Here is a 17,452-nt window from a genome sequence, read left to right as displayed (position 1 = left end):
CCTCCTGCCGCTACGGATGTGCCTCCTGCCGCTACGGATGTGCCTCCTGCCGCTACGGATGTGCCTCCTGCCGCTACGGATGTGCCTTCTGTTGCTACGGATGTGCCTCCTGCTGCTACGGATGTGGTTCCTGCCGCTACGGATGTGGCTCCTGCTGCTACGGATGCGGCTCCTGCCGCTACGGATGTGCCTCCTGCCGCTACGGATGTGCCTCCTGCCGCTACGGATGTGGCTCCTGCCGCTACGGATGTGCCTTCTGTTGCTACGGATGTGCCTCCTGCTGCTGCTACGGATGTGCCTCCTGCCGCTACGGATGTGGTTCCTGCCGCTACGGATGTGGCTCCTGCTGCTACGGATGTGGCTCCTGCTGCTACGGATGTGGCTCCTGCCGCTACGGATGCGGCTCCTGCCGCTACGGATGCGGCTCCTGCCGCTAAGGGTGCGGTTTCTGCTACTTTGGATGCGAATTTTTCTTTTCAGAGTTTGATTCAAGATCAAGAATTTATTTTAGAAAATCAAGAATCTCTCTTTAAAGATTATGATTTGGATAAGCTTTTGCATAAGATACGAACGGTGCTTGAGCATAACGATTTGGAAAGTGTCAAAAAGCAATTTCATCGGCTTTTTGATAAAGAAAACTCTGTTATTTATTCTTGTCCTGCTGATTATACCACTTTGGATGAAAACTTTAAGATCGCAAAGGAAGGGATAGGGCAGCGGCATCTTACACGGGATGGTCACAACAGTGTTGTTGATGGAAAAAGTTATGAAAATGTAGAAAACCATAACCGTGATAGCCGTTTTGAGGGAATGTATGATCGTTTGCAAGAAACTGGTGAGCGCTTGAAGGCTGTGCATAACTCTCTCAAGGAAAAAGAGAGTCGTTTGGAGAACGATAGCTTTTGGGAAAAAAAACATGAAGAAAGCAATCATGCTGGACTACAGCGCAGTGAAGAGGATTCTCTGCTCTCTCCCAAAACCTCTTCTCTTCCTTCCAAAACACCTCTTTTTTCTCCAAAAGCATTGTATAAAAAAGGCTATGATTTTATTCTTTCCGGTAACTACGTTAAAGCTGAAAAAGCTTTTTGCGCTTTTCAAAGTCGGTATCAAAAAGATGCTTTGAGCGATGATGCTTTGTTTTGGTTGGCTGAAGCTTTGTTGGGACAAAAACGCTATCATGAAGCAGCACAAGTTTATCTTAACGTATGGTATTTAGATACAAAAAAGCTCTATACTTCCGAGATTTTGCTGAAATTAGCAATCAGTATGGTTGCTTTTGGACATAATGAAGAGGCTTGTACGCTTTTTGCTAAAAGACCAAAATCTTCTAAAACGCCAAAACTTTCTAAAACATTGGAGTGTGTCTTTTGTAAATCTCTTAAAAAGGAGCGGAGTCATGCGCGGTGCTCGTTAGACTAGCAGGAAATCTTTTTAAAACATCAGATTTTATCGAGTGTCGGAAATTAATCCTTGCGGTGTCAGGTGGTAGTGATTCGCTCGCTTTGCTGTTTTTGGTCAAAGAGCATTTAAAAACGCTTTCTGTTCCTCCGGAAATGATTGTTGTTACTGTTGATCATCAATTGCGTAGAGAATCAGCGCGTGAAGCTTTAACTGTTGCGGAAATTTGTCATGCCCATCACATTAAACATATCATTGTGCAGTGGGAAGGCAAAAAGCCAAAAACACATATCGCTTCAAGCGCTCGTGTTGCACGCTATGATCTCCTCTTTCAAGAAGCGCAAAAACAAGGCGCAACGCTTATTATGACAGGGCATACGCTTAATGATCAGGTTGAGACTTATCAGATGCGCTGTCAGCGTCTTCAAAAGAATGCGCATATTTTGCAACAAGAAAACTTTGAAAGTATGCATGATGGCATTTGTGCTAGAGATCGCCATGTTTTACAACAAGCAACTTGGGAGAATAAACTCTATGCGGTTTGTCCTCCAAAAATGGGAACAAATATTGCCGAAAAGAGCTGTGGGTTGGTGTATGAACGCGGTTTATCCTGTATTCCGCGTGAAGCATTGTTGCGTCGAGCAGTGCGCTTGATTCGTCCACTCCTTGGTGTCAAACGTGAAACATTGCAGGCTTATTTACGCTTAAAGGGAAAAACATGGATTGATGATCCAACAAATGAAGATCGCAATTTTGAACGTGTGCGTGTGCGCCAGTCTCTTCATCAAAAAAAACTTGCTGATATTGCCAAAAAGGTTCATGAAGCCGCGCTTCAACGCCGTCAAAAGGCTCAAAATATTGCCGATTTAATTTTGGCTCTCGATATCAATGTTGAATATGGGCGTTGTTTTATTGCAAAGCCTGCACCATTCTTGCAGCAACATCCTGATTTTCCTTTCGTCTTGGGGCTCTTCACAGTGCTGATGGGCGGCGGTGGATATTTGCTCCCTTTACAAAAATTGATCGCTCTTTTCCAAAAATTATGTCTCCACTCTGCAGAAAAGAAACGCTTTACTCTGGCTGGATCTGTTATTGAATATAACAGAAAGGGGGAATATCACAAAAGCGGGATTGCTTTTTGGCGCGAATCTCGAAATCTTAAAGAAGCAATTGTTGCGCCCAGAAAAACTCTTATATGGGATGGGCGCTATCAGGTTACAAACCATGGATCTAAGGCACTAAAAGTTGGACCAGCGGGTTTAGAACAACTGAAATCTCTGTGCAAAAAAAGCAGTTTCGACCTTGAACGCCCCCATTACCCTTCTCTTCAATCATTGCTGATGATCTCAAATGATAAAGGATATGATATTCCAGAGTTGACTCATCACTCTGTTTTACAACAAAATGTTACTATAAAGCGAATTATGGCGCCCTTCGAGTGGCTTTTGTCACACGAAGATGCTCCGTTTATTAATATTGTTGAACATTTTTTTAATATTGAGGCGAAAAGATAAAGAAAAATCGCTCTAAAAGAGAATAAACATCTTCTCATATCTTGGCAAGGGGCAGACAAGGTTATATGTTAGAGGTGACTATTTAAAATCTGTATTTATTAAATGGACTTGACATGAATTCCAATTACCGCTCTCTCCTCATTTGGGGAGTTATTGCCTTGATTTTGATTGTATCGTTTTCTCTTTTTAATGGAGATAGCCAGCGTTCTGGAGGTGGAGAAGTCTCCTATTCCGAATTCTTGCAGAAAGTCGAGAATAATGAGTTGAAGTCTGTGACCATTCAGGGGCAGAAATTAACAGGAAAAACCGTTGAACACAGAGTTATTTCAACTTATGCTCCACGAGATCCAAGCTTAATACAAAAATTGGAAAGCAGAAATGTTAACGTTAAGGCTATTCCTGAAAGCTCTGGCAATAGTATCTTCCTCAATCTTCTCTTTTCCTTGCTGCCTGTTATTATTATCGTTGGGGCGTGGGTCTTCTTTATGCGGCAAATGCAAAGTGGATCACGCGGGGCTATGGGATTTGGCAAATCAAAGGCGAAATTGCTCAATGAAGCGCAGGGGCGCGTTACCTTTCAAGATGTCGCCGGCGTTGAAGAAGCAAAGCAAGATCTACAGGAAATTGTCGAATTTTTACGTGAACCACAAAAATTTCAACGCCTAGGTGGACGTATTCCACGCGGCGTTTTGCTTGTTGGTCCTCCCGGAACCGGTAAAACCTTGCTTGCACGCTCCGTTGCGGGTGAGGCCAATGTGCCATTCTTTACTATCTCAGGGTCTGATTTTGTCGAAATGTTTGTCGGTGTTGGTGCAAGCCGCGTGCGTGATATGTTCGAACAGGCTAAAAAAAATGCACCTTGTATTATCTTTATCGACGAAATTGATGCTGTTGGACGCCATCGTGGTGCTGGATTGGGAGGTGGAAACGATGAACGCGAGCAAACCTTAAACCAGTTGCTTGTCGAAATGGATGGTTTTGAACCTAATGAAAGTATCATTCTGATTGCTGCAACAAACCGTCCCGATGTGCTCGACCCCGCTTTGTTAAGACCAGGGCGGTTTGATCGCCAAGTTGTTGTGCCAAACCCCGATATTGCTGGACGTGAACAAATCTTGAAAGTTCATGTGCGCAACGTGCCTTTAGCTCCTAATGTTGATCTGAAAGTTTTGGCAAGGGGAACTCCAGGATTTTCTGGTGCTGATCTGATGAATCTTGTTAATGAAGCCGCTCTCATGGCTGCTAGTCGCAATAAAAGAGTCGTCACTATGCAAGAGTTCGAAGATGCTAAAGACAAGGTGATGATGGGGGCTGAACGTCGTTCAAGCGCCATGACACAAGAGGAAAAAGAACTCACCGCATATCACGAAGCAGGACATGCTATCGTCGCTCTTAATGTGCCTGTTGCTGATCCTGTCCATAAAGCAACAATCGTACCAAGAGGAAGAGCTCTGGGTATGGTTATGCAATTGCCTGAGGGTGATCGCTATTCCATGAGCTATCGCTGGATGATTTCTCGTCTGGCTATTATGATGGGTGGACGCGTGGCTGAAGAATTGAAATTCGGAAAAGAGAATATCACATCTGGTGCTTCCTCCGATATTGAACAAGCAACAAAATTAGCACGCGCGATGATTACGCGATGGGGTTTTTCTGATCTCCTTGGCAATGTCGCCTATGGTGATAACCAAGATGAAGTCTTTTTAGGGCATTCTGTGGCACGAACACAAAATGTCTCTGAGGAAACAGCGCGCATGATTGATATGGAAGTGCGTAAGCTCATTGATGATGCTTATAAACATGCTACAAAAATTCTGAAAACAAAAAAACAAGAATGGTTCGCTCTCGCGCAAGGTTTGTTGGAATATGAGACTTTAACCGGCGCTGAAATTAACGAAGTTATTGCAGGAAAACCTCCTTCACGAACACAGAAAGATGAAAATGCTTCTGTGCGCACTTCCTCTGTGCCTAAAACGAATGCTGGTAAGGCTGAGTCTGATAAAAAAAACGGAGAGGCAAAAAATGCTCTTAAAGGAGAGGCAGGAAAGGAAGGGCTAAAAGCTGGAAAAGGAAAAACAAAATCCAGTGATGCCAAATCCAGTGATGCAGCGTTTAAAGAGGTTAAATCTCGTGGCGCTGAGAAAAAAACACAAAGTACAAAAAAAATCGCTGGAGCAGAAAATCTTTCTGAAAGCAAAGCAAATGCTGAAAAAGAGTTAAATGCTGAGGGACTTAAAGCTAAACAGGAACCTTCTAGCGACGTGTGAGTGGCTCGTGTTTTTAAAGAATCTGAGCCCATTCTCTGAGGGGAAAACAAACTTGCCTGCGTTTTTAAACACAACATTTGAAACAGTCTGTGAGAACAAGTGCTGCACTGCTTTTTTCAAGGGTATGAAACAAAGGGTCCGGCCCTTGGAAGGAGCCTTAAAGCGCGTCTTTTGCAGGAAATTTAGGGTTATCTTTTGAGTTGTGTTTTACAGACGAGCTCGGTGTGGCTTAAATGTTTCAGAGAAGGGGGGAGAGTGCTGCTGCTTTGGGTTCAAAGGTGTGAGAGGCAAATTGGTGCGATTCTTGGAAAGAGCATTTAAAGCACGTCTTTTGGGTTGTATTCTATACCGTGTGATTAAAACGCTTCAGACAAGAACATTTCCTCGTGTGTAGGGCAGGAAGACATATTGGTTGGTGTGGTTCGTGGTTTTTCGTGAATCAGAGATTTGTTTTGGAGTGGGGTATGATGGATTTCTTAGTTTTCTGAAAGAATGATTGCTCGAAAGAATGGAGGGCGCAAAAAATCTCGCTACATTGGAGGATCTCATTGTATTAGGGGGAGGTTCTCTGTAAAGACCACAAGATCTGTAAAGATCACAAGAGAAGAAGTGTGTATACAAGGAAATAGGGATGAAACAAAAATATTTTGGTACAGATGGAATTCGAGGTAAAGCCAATGTTTTTCCCATGACACCAGATTTTGCTATGAAAGTGGGGATGGCGGTGGGAGTTTTGTTTCGGTCACAACGTCAGTCACGTCGTGTGGTGATTGGCAAGGATACCCGTTTATCTGGTTATATGTTGGAAAATGCTTTGGTTTCAGGATTTACTGCTGCTGGAATGGAAGCTTTTTTGTTGGGGCCTGTACCAACGCCCGCTGTTGCTATGCTCTGTCGCTCACTGCGCGCTGATCTTGGAGTGATGATTTCTGCTTCTCATAATCCCTTCTATGATAATGGTATAAAACTTTTTGGTCCCGATGGTTTTAAGCTTTCAGATGACATAGAAAAAAAAATTGAACAGTTGATTGATACAGATCTTTCAAAATCTTTAGCCAGTTGTGCTGAAATTGGCTACGCAAAACGGGTCGAGGGCGATATTTACCGTTATATCGAATATGCCAAACGAACTTTGCCGCGTGATGTTCGTTTGGATGCTTTGCGTATCGTTGTTGATTGTGCCAATGGTGCTGCTTATAAAGCTGCACCACGGGCTTTGTGGGAATTGGGAGCTGAGGTCTTTGCTATTCATGATGCACCAAATGGTACCAACATTAATCAAAAATGTGGGTCAACTGATTTGACCTCTTTAAAACAAAAAGTTCATGAAGTGCGTGCTGATGTGGGGATTGCGCTCGATGGGGATGGAGATCGTGTTCTCATTGTTGATGAAAAAGCGCAAACTGTGGATGGGGATCAGTTGATCGCTGTTATTGCTGAACATTGGCATAAATCAGGACGGTTGCAGCTCAACGGTGTTGTCACAACCATTATGTCAAATCTTGGGCTTGAACGCTTCTTGAACAGCAAAGGATTGGATCTTGTACGGACAAATGTTGGGGATCGCTATGTTGTCGAGGCGATGCGCCAGAAGGGGTATAATGTTGGCGGGGAGACTTCTGGGCATATTGTGCTCAGTGATTTTGGCACAACAGGTGATGGGTTGGTGGCTGCCTTACAGATTTTAGCCTGTATGCAACAAAGTCAAACCTCGATGAGTCATTTGTGTAAACGCTTTGAACCTGTGCCACAAATTTTGAAAAATATTACAATTAAAAATAAAAATGTACTAGAAAAGAATCCGGTTAAAACGGCAATAGATCAAGCAATACAGCGTTTGGGGAAGAAGGCACGGCTGATAATTCGTCCTTCTGGAACTGAACCAGTCATTCGGGTGATGGCTGAAGGCGATGATCGAGAAGCTCTTGATGCGGTTGTAACAGAGATGGTGGATGTTATCACGCATCATGATGCCCTTTCAAAAGTGGTTGCTGCTGTTGAAGGATCGTGATGCTTTATTTCAAATAATGGTGCGTGTAATCGTGCGTGATCGCTTTCTCAAGAAGCTTGATCGTTGATAGTTTTTATTGACCCCTGAGTAAGTTGTCAGATGAGGGATAGCAGATTTTTTTTGCGATAAAGCATCGCTGGATATGTTTTCTTATGCAATATTCTCATTATTTTATCGGCCTATACAATGAACGTATACAATGAACGATGAAAGTTTTTTTTACGCATAAGAGGGTGAAAGTTTTGTAGATTCTCGATAAGTTGAGAAGAGGGCTGCAAAGAAGAAGAGCCGAGCTTTGAGAAATGGTGCTTTATGTGTGTTAAGAGGAGGGGAGCTAAGCTTCTTTTGAGGGAAAAGATCGTCTCGAGAGATGCTTCGCGCACGGGTATCTTAGAGGATGTGTTTGGGGGGATGTTCTTGAGAAAGTGGCTCTGGGGACTAGGTTTTGTGAGGGAGCGGTGTTCTGTGATGCGGTTGGAAAAAAAAGCACGGCTGATAATTCGTGCTTCTGGAACTGAATCAGTCATTCGGGTGATGGCTGAAGGCGATGATCGAGAAGCTCTTGATGCGGTTGTAACAGAGATGTTTGATGAAAAAAGTGCTCTCTCTTCATATGAAGAGAAAGCACTTTGGGGGGATAGAATGGTAAATACATATCCTATATATGTCTTAAAGGCGTTTTTTTTTATCCTTTTTCCACAAAAAATAACTCACAAGTCCAACAACTGGAATGCCCAATTTAGTAAAAGGCAGATGTTTGCTGAGCAGTGAAATACCGGATAGTGTTGCATCTGTCATAAGTTGATGACGCTGTTCTTCCAACTTCTTCTGTTGATTATAATGGCGCGTAGCTTTCAAAACTCTACTGGCAAAAAAACTAAGTCCTGCAATAAAAAGCCAGATGAAAAACATTGTACTGGCTGCTGCAAGAGGCTTCATAACCCAACATAATGCAATAAAACCTATGATGCATAAAAATATCAAGGATATGAACAGTGAAATCCCAATAATTGTGCAGAAAATCGCTTGAAGGCGCATTTGCTTGACGGTACTTTTAAGTTCTCCATCAAAAAGATGGTTTAAAAGAGGAGCGATAAACATATGCATCATGGATTAACGACGCAATAATTGAGAAAGAATAAAGCCAACACCTGCTGCAAACAGAACGCTCTTGCCAGGGTTTTTTCGAACGCATTGGTTCATGGCTTGCTCAAGGTCACTTATTTTGTCTTTTGCTTGAGACATGATCTCTTCGCCACTTTCCTTCGCTGAGCTATAAAGTTTTTCCGCTTTATCTTTGGCAGTGTTTAATTTGTTTGCACCAAGATTTGATAGGGTCGATGTTATCCCTGAAATCTCAGTGCGCAATTTCTCTAATTGGGTTTGTAGATCTTTTTCTGCCGCTGTTTTGTTGTTTTCTGTTTTTTTATTGTTTGTCATAATGCACTCCCTCTTTTAACGCATTGCATCTTATTTTTTTGTGTTTACTGTGATCATTTGCATTGGAGTCAAAAATCTTCACTGTTTGGTAACGTCAAACAGTCTTTTTCGTTCCACTTCTTTTTGCAATTTATCCATCTCTTTATTCAATCTAGAAGTGTTTTTGATAAAATCAATCTTGCTTGTTGAATCCATAAGGCTTGGCAAACTTATTTTAGAGTTTGAGCAAATTTCTTTTAATTGTGTATAGGAAAAATTTCCTGAAGCGTTCCTCTTGAAAGAGACTTTTACTGAAATAAAACTATACTTGATTTATCAAGTTTTGTTTCTTAGACTAAGCACCAGTGACATGAAGAGGAAAGTGGTATTCATGGGGGTAAGTGGTGCTACGCCGGATGATGACACAGCTGTAAGATCAAAAATAATCTATAAAACCACAATAATGTGAGACAGAAATGGAATCTGAGACAGTACCCTTAGCCAACGCCTCTGCTGTAGTGATGGCGCATGATCTTTCCCCTTTTTCTATGTTTATGGCGGCTGATTTTGTTGTGAAAGCCGTTATCATTTCTTTGTTGTTGGCTTCTCTTGCATCTTGGACAATTGCTTTTGTCAAAATCGTTGAAATTACTTTGGCAAAACGAAGAGCGCGTCATGAACTGAAATTGGTTATGAATGCGCAAACCCTTACACGTTTGGCTGCTGGCTTAAAAGACAGTAAAGGACCCGGTGTGGTCTTTTTAAAAGAAACGCTTAAAGAGGTTTACCTTTCCACACAGCAGGTCAATTTTATTGCAACAGACGATCCAAGTGAAAAACAAAGTGCCAGTGACAGACAAAGTGAAAGACAAGGAAAGCAAGCTGCTTTTTTTGAAGATGTCCTCCCCTATGAGGAGATCACACAATATGGCGAAATCGCTCGCGATGTTAATGAAGGACTGAAAGAGCGCGTGCATTCGCTTTTATCGCGTTGCTTGCTGGCTGCTGCACGCCGCGTTGCCTGTGGGAGCGCTGTTCTGGCAACTATTGGTGCAATTGCCCCCTTTGTTGGTCTTTTTGCAACTGTTTGGGGGATCATGAATTCTTTTATCTCAATTGCAGAATCGCAAACAACGCGGCTTGATGTGGTTGCTCCTGGAATTGCTGAAGCCTTGCTGGCAACCGCTATTGGGCTTTTTGTAGCTATTCCCGCCGTTATTATGTATAATAGCCTTATGCGTGCTCTCAGCAGTTATCGCAATGATTTAGGCGATATCGCCGCTGCTATTGAGCGGCTTTTGAGCCGTGAACTCGATAGATACAGACAGAAGAAAAGTCATAAACAATGAAAGCAAACTTTAATGATCATTGGGAATCAGAAGAGGGTGGGTTGCACAATGAGATCAATGTAACACCTTTTATTGATGTTGTTCTCGTGTTGCTTATTGTTTTTATGGTGGCTGCGCCTTTGGCAACCTCTGTTATTCCCGTTCAGTTGCCTTCTATAGCCCAAGCTTCCTCTTCTGTGCAGCCTGAGGAACCGCTTTATGTGACTTTGCAAAAAGACAGTTCGCTTTATGTTGGTAATAATCTTGTTGGCCAAACAGAGTTTGTTGAAGCTCTCTTTAAAGAAACAAACCGAAATCTAGAAACAAAGATTTTAATCAAAGCCGATAGCGAAATCGACTATGGTGCTGTCGTGAATTTGCTTAATCAAGTACGCACTGCCGGATATACCAAAATTGGTCTTGTGGGGATGCAAAAATCTTCCAAAGTTATTGCAACAGACGGTGTGCGTAATGGACAAGCGAGCACAATAATGGATGGTGGGGTGAATACACCAACCGGTGGGAGTGCGGATGTGGTCAATGATGCAACGGCGCGCACGGTGGATGCGGTAAACGGCGGTGAATAGCTCTTCCTCTTCAGGTAAGGCTTTATAGCCCTGCAAAAGAGACTGTTTTCATGATGCATAAGCATTTGCGCTGATGAACGTGTAAGTCGGCGCTTTCATACCCCTTTATGAGCGCCCAATGTTGCCAGACAGACAGCGTTTGCATTGCGACAGGTTCATAAGAGGCATTTTTCCATCTTTCTTAAACGGTTTTTTATCTACATGCTAATTCTTCTGGTAACCCGCAAGGGAATGGGTGTGATTGATTCAATATAAAAGGTTTGAAATAAGAGAATTGTGTGATCTTTAAGGGGCTCATTCGCGTTGCAGAATGATGAATTATCCTTATAAATCAGTGTTTTGTATCCATTGTCCCGTAATAAATTAAGAATTTATTGTTCCTTTCTATTTCATCGTGTTCTGGTGAAAGCCTTCTGTACTTACGGGTTTTTGCTTTGTCTGGTGTTTGGCTGTTGTCTTCTTGATCTAGTTCAATTTCGCAAACATGAACCTGAATAAACCGGTGCGATGACTGTTTGTGTAATACGCATTTCACATTCAATGGAAAAATTTTCTTGTCCTAAATTAATGAGAAGAATTTTGATTTCACTACCGGCTAATCGCTGTCAATTGTTCCAGGCGTGTTGAGGCATGTCATGGTGTAGGTTAAAGGTAGGGCGTCAGAGATTGCCCCTGTTAATGAAGAGACAGAAAGTCAATGAAGAGGCAGAAACTTGCTGTTCTTTTTTTAGGTGTGTCCTGTTGAGCCAAAACCAGCTGTTCCACGATTTCCTGTATTGTGTGATGTTTGGGGGGTGTCTTCTTGATCTGGTTCAATTTCGCAAACATGAACCTGAAGAACCGGTGCAATCACTGTTTGTGCAATGCGCATTCCACGTTCAATGGAAAAATCTTCTTGTCCTAAATTAATGAGAAGAACTTTGATTTCACTACCGGCTAATCGCTGTCAATTGTTCCAGGCGTGTTGAGGCATGTCATGGTGTAGGTTAAAGGCAGGGCGTCAGAGATTCCCCTGTTAATGAAGAGACAGAAAGTCAATGAAGAGGCAGAAACTTGCTGTTCTTTTTTTAGGTGTGTCCTGTTGAGCCAAAACCAGCTGTTCCACGATTTCCTGTATTGTGTGATGTTTGGGGGGTGTCTTCTTGATCTGGTTCAATTTCGCAAACATGAACCTGAAGAACCGGTGCAATCACTGTTTGTGCAATGCGCATTCCACGTTCAATGGAAAAATCTTCTTGTCCTAAATTAATGAGAAGAACTTTGACTTCACCACGGTAATCGCTGTCAATTGTTCCAGGCGTGTTGAGGCATGTAATGCCATGCTTTAAGGCTAAACCAGAGCGTGGACGTATTTGTGCTTCAAAACCTGGCAAAAGGTGAAAGATGAGACCCGTTGGAATAAGGGCGCGCTGTCCTGGTGCAAGGACCACGGTTTCTCCTTCATCAAGCGCTGCTCGTAAATCAAGACCAGCGGAGCCTGCTGTGGCATAGTGAGGAAGCTCTAGTCCTTTTCCGTGCTCAAGGCGCTGGACCGATAAGGTCGCTTTTTGTGAAAGGTGAGGAAATGCATCCGATCGAAGGGGATTCTTTTGGTTTTTCAGGTGTGTAGAAGGCATGGTCAAAGCATCTCCAAAATATAAAAAGCAAACACAACTCTAACAAAAGATTTTTTCCAAAACAAGTTGGTAAAAATTTCCGGATGGGAAGATGATTTCCTATGCTTGTTTTAGAAAGTGTCTGTTTCACATTTTTAGATCCCTTCATATATTGCCGATAAGAATACCTGTGGCAAAAACTAAGGCCCCTCCAATGATGACCTGTAATGATGCCCGCCAAAACGGCGTTGACATGAATTTATTTTGAATCCAGACAATGGCCCAGAGTTCAAAAAAGACAATGATAAAAGCAATAACTGTTGCGACGTAAAAAGAGTTGATCAAATAAGGAAGAGCATGACCTAACCCTCCCAACGTTGTCATAACACCACTGGCAATACCTCTCTTGAATGGAGAACCGCGGCCCGATAATTTGCCATCATCATGGGCTGCTTCTGTAAAACCCATCGAAAGACCAGCACCAATCGAAGCTGAGAGCCCTATCAAAAAGGTTTGATGTGTATCACCTGTTGCAAAAGCTGCGGCAAAAATTGGTGCAAGGGTGGAAACAGATCCATCCATTAATCCTGCAAGTCCAGGCTGAATCCACGTTAAAATTGTTTGTCTTTGTGTTTTCGATGGCTTTTGCGTTGCTTTATTTGTTGCTGTTGTTTTTCGAGAAGGTGCATGGTGGTACTGCTTGCTTGTGGCAAAACCAGTCCGGTGACACAATGCGCTTGCAGTCCTTTGACTTTGACAAGAAAGGCAAACAAGCTGTTTATAATTTTCAAGTTCGTGCATGCCCATTGCTGCAAAAATCGCTGCTTGCTCAGAGGAATAAGGTTTTAGAGCTTTTGCGTATTTTAAATAGAGAGTTGCATGCTGCTCTTTTGCTTTGAGCATCCGAATCATCATCTTTTGTGCTGAACGAAAGGACAGAGTTTTACGTTGTATAAATGAAAAAAACGATCTCAACATTTTCTGTTCCTTTGCACTTTAGAATAGTTCTAAGATATAAGAGGAAAAAGATGAAAGTCAATTTAAAATTTTAAAATTCGTAAAAGATGGTGGTGAAAAGAGAAAAGCGTTGCTACGTAAAGAAAAGCAAAAAACAGCAAAAAACGAGAACGATGATAAAAGAGATGCACCAGTTAGAAAAACAAGAAAAATTATGTGTGAGACATGATAAAATTTGGGCTATGCAAAAATGATATCGAGTGTACTCTCAGACCGTGTTGAGCTTAATTATATCAGAAAATCGTGTCGAGGATTATATTTGGGGGTATTGCTCTTTTTCTCTAAAAATATTCTCAGAGGAGAGCAATCAGTAATTGCAATTGCAAAATTGTATTTAGTTCGTATCGGCATGTATGCAGATTTTCTCTGTTTGTTTAAATAGAGAGTTTGTGTTCATGCGCTAGAAAAATGATAAATGGTATAGAAAGAAGTTAAATCGTTTGAGAGAGAAATTGCTTCTGCGACAATATCAAAAGAATAACATAAGCAAGCTTTGTGAGAGATGTTGTGTGAGTGTTATAGTAAACGCAAGAACTAAGTTATGTAACACATCATATTGTCACAGTTTCTATCGCTCTTTGAGATTAGTTCTATAGTAATGGTTATTGCTGGTTCTGCAAAATCTATGAGTAGAATGATTTATAAAAACAAAAAGCATGATATTCTATTATCAATGAGTCATTGTTATATTACGCTGTTTTGCGTCTCAATCATAGAATATAGCAGTCAGAAGTGTAAAACGTTAGCAGATACGTTGCTAATTCCTTGAGCGAAGTAAATGAACAAACCATAAGGTCGACATTTTTTGCTAAATTGAGCAGTTAAACGTTTCAAGAGTTATGTGAACAAGAGGTTATCTGTTATGCTAAATTATGAAAATGTTTTTTCAATCTTGGAAAGATATTCCTATTGCGGAAAATCATATAAAGCTTAAACAACGGCACCACGATTTTTGTGCAATGAATTGTTACGATGATAACAGGGGGAAATGATAAGTATGTACAAAATCTCGGTCATCTCAATGGGAAAATTTATCGGATCAATATTACAGATATCGTCCTCTGCTTATCCCAAATTGCAGATATTTTAAAACAATCTCGGTGGAGAATGAATGTTAGATATGTTCTCGGTAAGGGTGCAAAAAACAACTAAAAAAGTTCTCAAAAAAATACTGAAAACGACGAAAGGAGCGGTTTCCCACTCCTTCGTTCCTATCTCCCCTCGCGGGGAAGCGGCCACCATTACTGATGCCGTGTATGATGATATATATGCGCTTATTTTTTAAAAAAGTCAATAGTGTAAATGCGGTAAATGTTTGAGCATCAGAGCTACAACTTTATGAAAATCTTCGCAGGATAATCTTGGAACGGTACGTGAGCAACTTAAACGACTTACGGAAATTGTCGTGACATAATTGCAAATAATCCACGCTTTTTTATTCTCTATGGGAGATTGTAGTGGATACGCAGCAGGATTATTGGGTTGTGATTTGGTTGAAAAAGGTAAAACTGTCACATTTCCATATAATTTTGCATTCTTGGAAAGTACTAAAACAGGCCGTTTTTTCCAAAATTCAGGTAGTATCGAATCATGAGGAAAATCGCACCAAAAAACTTGCCTGATGCGTGGTGCCGATTTGATGCGTGGTTTTATATGGGGTGGTTTTTGGTAAGGAGCATTTAAATATCCTTCTCTTATATGCTCGCGCCATGCATTATGATCATGTTCCATCATAACACATGGCTCTTCAAGTTGGCTTATATCTAAGGAAATAGGTGATAGGGTAGAAGGTGTTGTGTTCTTATCTTCAGCCATGGCAGACCACTTATGTTTATCGGTCCCCTCACTTATTGTTTTACGACTTTTCCATCATGAGTTTTTATCAAAGTGTTGCTTATAAATATAGGGAGGTGAAACCATAAAATGGATGTATCTGTTTATTTTTGTCTTTTGCGTACAAGGGTACAGAGAAGGGATGTTGGTGAATGATGTGGTTTTGTGGTGTGGGTTGGGTAAAAGGAATGATATAAGTGTTGCTAAAGGAGGGGGATGATCAATGGGAGAGACTTAGAAATGCTGATGAAAAAAAGACGAAAATGTGAAAAAATGGAGCAAAATATTTATGCCTTTTGGGGTTGAAGGTGCTGTGAGAGGTTTGTTGTGATGGTGTTAGAATGAGAAGGGAAGCATGCGTGGTTGGAGGGAACGGGTGCACGCGGTTTTGTTTTTTTTATTTTGCGCGCTCTGAAAGGAGCCCTTTTGAAGCAATATAAAGGCTGGCTAACATATAAAAGAGGCTGGCAACGACATTCCAACCGGCAAATGAGAGAAAAAGAAAGCGCGTGGAGGCTTCAGAACAGGAAGGAGGATGAATGTTGTTTAATCGGTTAAATAGTTGGTTGATGTCTGTTATCATTCTTGCTGCACCTGAACCACAACTGGGAGGGGCTGGCCAAAAGCCATATTCAATGCCGGTGTGATACACTGCTAAGACAAGACTTATGGACATTAAAACAAAAACACACAAAAATAAAAGTTGTATCCACAAAGATATGCGGGAAAACCACGTCCCAAAACCCGCTAAAATTAAAAATGGTAGGGCACCATAATACGGAAAACGCTCAATGAGGCATAAATCGCAAGGAAGATATCCTCCAATATATTCAAAACCAAGTGCGAAACCTATTGTAGCAGTTAGGCAAAAAGCGAGAAAAAAAGCCCATAAACTTTGCTCTTTTCTGCTTGGTTCAAGATAAAGATGCTTGTTCAAAAGAGGCTTAGAAAACAAAACGCATGTCATTGTGCATGTTCCTTAAAATAAAATGTGCTTTTTCACCAAAACTATGAAAACGCCATAGAGTAGTAAGAGACTAACACAACCAATAAGGACAATCCATTTCAAATGGCGGGCAAGAAAATTCATTGCTCTCTGCCCAAAACGCTGAATGAGCCATGCGAGAAGGTAAAAACGTGCTCCTCGTGCAAAAATACATGTTAGAATAAAAAGTCCAAGATGTACACACATAACACCTGCCAAAATCGTCACAATCTTGATCGGGGGAAGGTGAAAAAATCCTGATGTAATCAATAAAATCACCAGAAATTGAAGTGTAGCACTGTTTTGTAGTGCTTGAAAATTTTCAACTTTACCGTAAAATTCTAAAATTGGTTTGGCGATACTGTCATAAGCAAAATGCCCAATAAACCAACCGAAAATGCCACCTAAAACAGAACATACAGTTGCAATAAAAGCATAGCGATAAGCCCGCTTGGGGTGGACAAGGGTCATCGGAATATACAAAACATCTGCCGGAATTGGAAAAACAGAACTTTCAATAAAAGCAATGAATCCCAGCCAGTGTGGTGCTGTGCGTCTATTCGCTAAAGAAATTGTCCAAAGCTTTAATTTGTTCAAGTTCATAGATTCTTTCATAACTTTAAGAGGTAAAGACTTTACAAATTGTACTTCATAAATCCCATGGGACAAAACACTCTCTAAACCAGATGGGGCAAAAAACATCAAGAATTCTAAAAAAACGAGAAGTCTAGTGTTGACGAATCTGTTCTTCTTCATATAGTGCAAAAAGACAAAATGAGTGACTTTGTCTTTTATGGCAGTGTGCGGGTGTGGTGGAACTGGTAGACGCGCCAGACTCAAAATCTGGTTCCGAGAGGAGTGTCGGTTCGAGTCCGACCACCCGCACCATTTTATATGCGCTTTCTCTTCATTTCTTGTGGGTTCTTAAAAAGCACGAAACAACCCCCCATCTTTTGTAATGTTGCTGGAGTGCATCAGTCTGTGTGCTGGAGCTGTGGTATCAGATCAAACCCATAATGATGCAAAATTGACAAGCAAGGCTTCTTGGCACAAATCTCTTTTAACCGTTTTTCTCTACCTTCTTTTTCATGACTCTGTGTTTTGCCAAGTCTTATTGTAAAAAATTATGCAAATTTTTTCATTTTATTCACTGCAGTTAGGATTTTAAAAAAAAGGGGGGCGTGATAACCGCCCCTTTGTAAAGAACAAGAATATTCCCAAGAGATTGCATTCCATCAATAAATAGGAAGATTATTAAAGAGTTTACAGTTTAATTGAGGATAAATTGGGGCGATGCATGGGAGGAAACTCTGCTTGTTTTTTTGTTAAAGATATTCATTTTATTTGAAAAACGAGAACTCCATGGCGAGCATTTTTTCCTTGACCTTAAGCAAGGGAAATGTTTCATCCGTTCATCCGTTCATCCGTTCATCCGTTCATCCGTTCATCCGTTCATCCGTTCATCCGTTCATCCGTTCATCCGTTCATCCGTTCATCC

14 protein-coding genes, 1 tRNA gene and 3 pseudogenes are annotated in these 17,452 nt (G+C 41.4%); 9 read left to right on the top strand and 9 right to left on the bottom strand.

The features are described 5' to 3' along the window. The 5 genes and pseudogenes from MCQ_RS02885 to MCQ_RS09910 all read left to right on the top strand — a co-directional run. A partial coding sequence (locus tag MCQ_RS02885; RefSeq protein ID WP_006923436.1) for a hypothetical protein occupies positions 1 to 1,419 on the top strand: 1,419 nt, incomplete at its 5' end. Next, positions 1,404 to 2,912 carry a tRNA lysidine(34) synthetase TilS gene (gene tilS / locus MCQ_RS02880; protein WP_006923435.1) on the top strand — a complete coding sequence of 503 codons (1,509 nt, stop codon included), beginning with the start codon at positions 1,404 to 1,406 and terminating at the stop codon, positions 2,910 to 2,912. The genes MCQ_RS02885 and tilS, both read left to right, overlap by 16 nt. Positions 2,913 to 3,025: 113 nt before the next feature. Then, the gene (gene ftsH, locus MCQ_RS02875) at positions 3,026 to 5,179 is read left to right on the top strand and encodes an ATP-dependent zinc metalloprotease FtsH (RefSeq protein WP_006923434.1); all 2,154 of its coding nucleotides are present in this window, start codon (positions 3,026 to 3,028) and stop codon (positions 5,177 to 5,179) included. A 631-nt stretch (positions 5,180 to 5,810) separates the two neighbouring features. Then, positions 5,811 to 7,190, top strand: coding sequence for a phosphoglucosamine mutase (glmM, locus tag MCQ_RS02870; RefSeq protein WP_006923433.1), 1,380 nt, complete (start codon positions 5,811 to 5,813; stop codon positions 7,188 to 7,190). Positions 7,191 to 7,652: 462 nt separating this feature from the next. Then, positions 7,653 to 7,781: pseudogene (locus MCQ_RS09910) on the top strand (hypothetical protein); the annotation flags it as partial. Positions 7,782 to 7,859: 78 nt separating this feature from the next. On the opposite strand, the gene MCQ_RS09440 reads toward MCQ_RS09910, so the two are convergent. Together MCQ_RS09440 and MCQ_RS02860 are read right to left on the bottom strand one after the other, a co-directional pair. After that, a complete protein-coding gene (locus tag MCQ_RS09440; protein WP_006923431.1) occupies positions 7,860 to 8,297 on the bottom strand; it encodes a phage holin family protein in 438 nt (145 codons plus the stop codon). Between the two features lie 6 nt (positions 8,298 to 8,303). Next, a complete protein-coding gene (locus MCQ_RS02860) occupies positions 8,304 to 8,630 on the bottom strand; it encodes an ElaB/YgaM/YqjD family protein (RefSeq protein WP_006923429.1) in 327 nt (108 codons plus the stop codon). A gap of 455 nt (positions 8,631 to 9,085) precedes the next feature. Here MCQ_RS02860 and MCQ_RS02855 point away from each other — a divergent pair, with 455 nt between their 5' ends. Both MCQ_RS02855 and MCQ_RS02850 read left to right on the top strand, forming a co-directional pair. Continuing rightward, positions 9,086 to 9,958 (top strand): MotA/TolQ/ExbB proton channel family protein, encoded by an 873-nt coding sequence (locus MCQ_RS02855; protein WP_006923427.1) that lies wholly within the window; start codon positions 9,086 to 9,088, stop codon positions 9,956 to 9,958. Beyond that, positions 9,955 to 10,524 (top strand): biopolymer transporter ExbD, encoded by a 570-nt coding sequence (locus tag MCQ_RS02850; protein WP_006923426.1) that lies wholly within the window; start codon positions 9,955 to 9,957, stop codon positions 10,522 to 10,524. Before MCQ_RS02855 ends, MCQ_RS02850 begins: the two co-directional genes overlap by 4 nt. A 331-nt stretch (positions 10,525 to 10,855) precedes the next feature. Here the strand turns inward: MCQ_RS02850 and MCQ_RS09560 are convergent. The 4 genes and pseudogenes from MCQ_RS09560 to MCQ_RS02835 form a co-directional block, all read right to left on the bottom strand. Next, positions 10,856 to 11,179: pseudogene (locus MCQ_RS09560) on the bottom strand (dCTP deaminase/dUTPase family protein); the annotation flags it as partial. A gap of 72 nt (positions 11,180 to 11,251) precedes the next feature. After that, a pseudogene (locus tag MCQ_RS09060) lies at positions 11,252 to 11,520 on the bottom strand (dCTP deaminase/dUTPase family protein); the annotation flags it as partial. A gap of 71 nt (positions 11,521 to 11,591) precedes the next feature. Then, entirely contained in the window at positions 11,592 to 12,140 is a 549-nt protein-coding gene (gene dut / locus MCQ_RS02840) for a dUTP diphosphatase (RefSeq protein ID WP_006923424.1), read from the bottom strand. A gap of 144 nt (positions 12,141 to 12,284) precedes the next feature. Further along, positions 12,285 to 13,097: a VIT1/CCC1 transporter family protein gene (locus MCQ_RS02835; RefSeq protein ID WP_006923423.1), complete on the bottom strand. Its 813-nt coding sequence runs from the start codon at positions 13,095 to 13,097 to the stop codon at positions 12,285 to 12,287. 1,150 nt (positions 13,098 to 14,247) lie between these two features. On the opposite strand from MCQ_RS02835, the gene MCQ_RS09200 reads away from it, so the two are divergent. Beyond that, positions 14,248 to 14,421 (top strand): hypothetical protein, encoded by a 174-nt coding sequence (locus MCQ_RS09200; protein WP_006923422.1) that lies wholly within the window; start codon positions 14,248 to 14,250, stop codon positions 14,419 to 14,421. 5 nt (positions 14,422 to 14,426) lie between these two features. Here the strand turns inward: MCQ_RS09200 and MCQ_RS02830 are convergent, their stop codons facing one another. The 3 genes from MCQ_RS02830 to MCQ_RS02820 all read right to left on the bottom strand — a co-directional run bounded on the left by MCQ_RS02830 (position 14,427) and on the right by MCQ_RS02820 (position 16,557). Next, on the bottom strand, positions 14,427 to 14,951 hold the full coding sequence (locus MCQ_RS02830) for a type II toxin-antitoxin system PemK/MazF family toxin (RefSeq protein ID WP_006923420.1): 525 nt from the start codon (positions 14,949 to 14,951) through the stop codon (positions 14,427 to 14,429). 415 nt (positions 14,952 to 15,366) lie between these two features. Next, complete coding sequence (locus MCQ_RS02825) at positions 15,367 to 15,936, bottom strand: disulfide bond formation protein B (protein ID WP_006923419.1); 570 nt, start codon at positions 15,934 to 15,936, stop codon at positions 15,367 to 15,369. A gap of 12 nt (positions 15,937 to 15,948) precedes the next feature. After that, positions 15,949 to 16,557: a YqaA family protein gene (locus MCQ_RS02820; protein WP_035007923.1), complete on the bottom strand. Its 609-nt coding sequence runs from the start codon at positions 16,555 to 16,557 to the stop codon at positions 15,949 to 15,951. Positions 16,558 to 16,757: 200 nt separating this feature from the next. On the opposite strand from MCQ_RS02820, the gene MCQ_RS02815 reads away from it, so the two are divergent. Beyond that, positions 16,758 to 16,842 (top strand) — tRNA-Leu (locus MCQ_RS02815). Positions 16,843 to 17,452 lie beyond the last annotated feature (610 nt).

The organism is Candidatus Bartonella washoeensis Sb944nv (genome assembly GCF_000278135.1).
GTDB lineage: Bacteria > Pseudomonadota > Alphaproteobacteria > Rhizobiales > Rhizobiaceae > Bartonella > Bartonella washoeensis.
This window is presented reverse-complemented; position numbering and strand designations above follow the sequence as displayed.

Coding starts and splice junctions, on each gene's coding strand:
- MCQ_RS02835 (WP_006923423.1), bottom strand. CDS start 13,097: ATGTTGAGATCGTTTTTTTCATTTATACAACGTAAAACTCTGTCCTTT.
- MCQ_RS02855 (WP_006923427.1), top strand. CDS start 9,086: ATGGAATCTGAGACAGTACCCTTAGCCAACGCCTCTGCTGTAGTGATG.
- glmM (WP_006923433.1), top strand. CDS start 5,811: ATGAAACAAAAATATTTTGGTACAGATGGAATTCGAGGTAAAGCCAAT.
- MCQ_RS02825 (WP_006923419.1), bottom strand. CDS start 15,936: ATGACATGCGTTTTGTTTTCTAAGCCTCTTTTGAACAAGCATCTTTAT.
- MCQ_RS02820 (WP_035007923.1), bottom strand. CDS start 16,557: ATGAACTTGAACAAATTAAAGCTTTGGACAATTTCTTTAGCGAATAGA.
- MCQ_RS02830 (WP_006923420.1), bottom strand. CDS start 14,951: ATGGCTGAAGATAAGAACACAACACCTTCTACCCTATCACCTATTTCC.
- MCQ_RS02860 (WP_006923429.1), bottom strand. CDS start 8,630: ATGACAAACAATAAAAAAACAGAAAACAACAAAACAGCGGCAGAAAAA.
- MCQ_RS02850 (WP_006923426.1), top strand. CDS start 9,955: ATGAAAGCAAACTTTAATGATCATTGGGAATCAGAAGAGGGTGGGTTG.
- MCQ_RS09440 (WP_006923431.1), bottom strand. CDS start 8,297: ATGCATATGTTTATCGCTCCTCTTTTAAACCATCTTTTTGATGGAGAA.
- dut (WP_006923424.1), bottom strand. CDS start 12,140: ATGCCTTCTACACACCTGAAAAACCAAAAGAATCCCCTTCGATCGGAT.
- MCQ_RS09200 (WP_006923422.1), top strand. CDS start 14,248: ATGTTAGATATGTTCTCGGTAAGGGTGCAAAAAACAACTAAAAAAGTT.
- ftsH (WP_006923434.1), top strand. CDS start 3,026: ATGAATTCCAATTACCGCTCTCTCCTCATTTGGGGAGTTATTGCCTTG.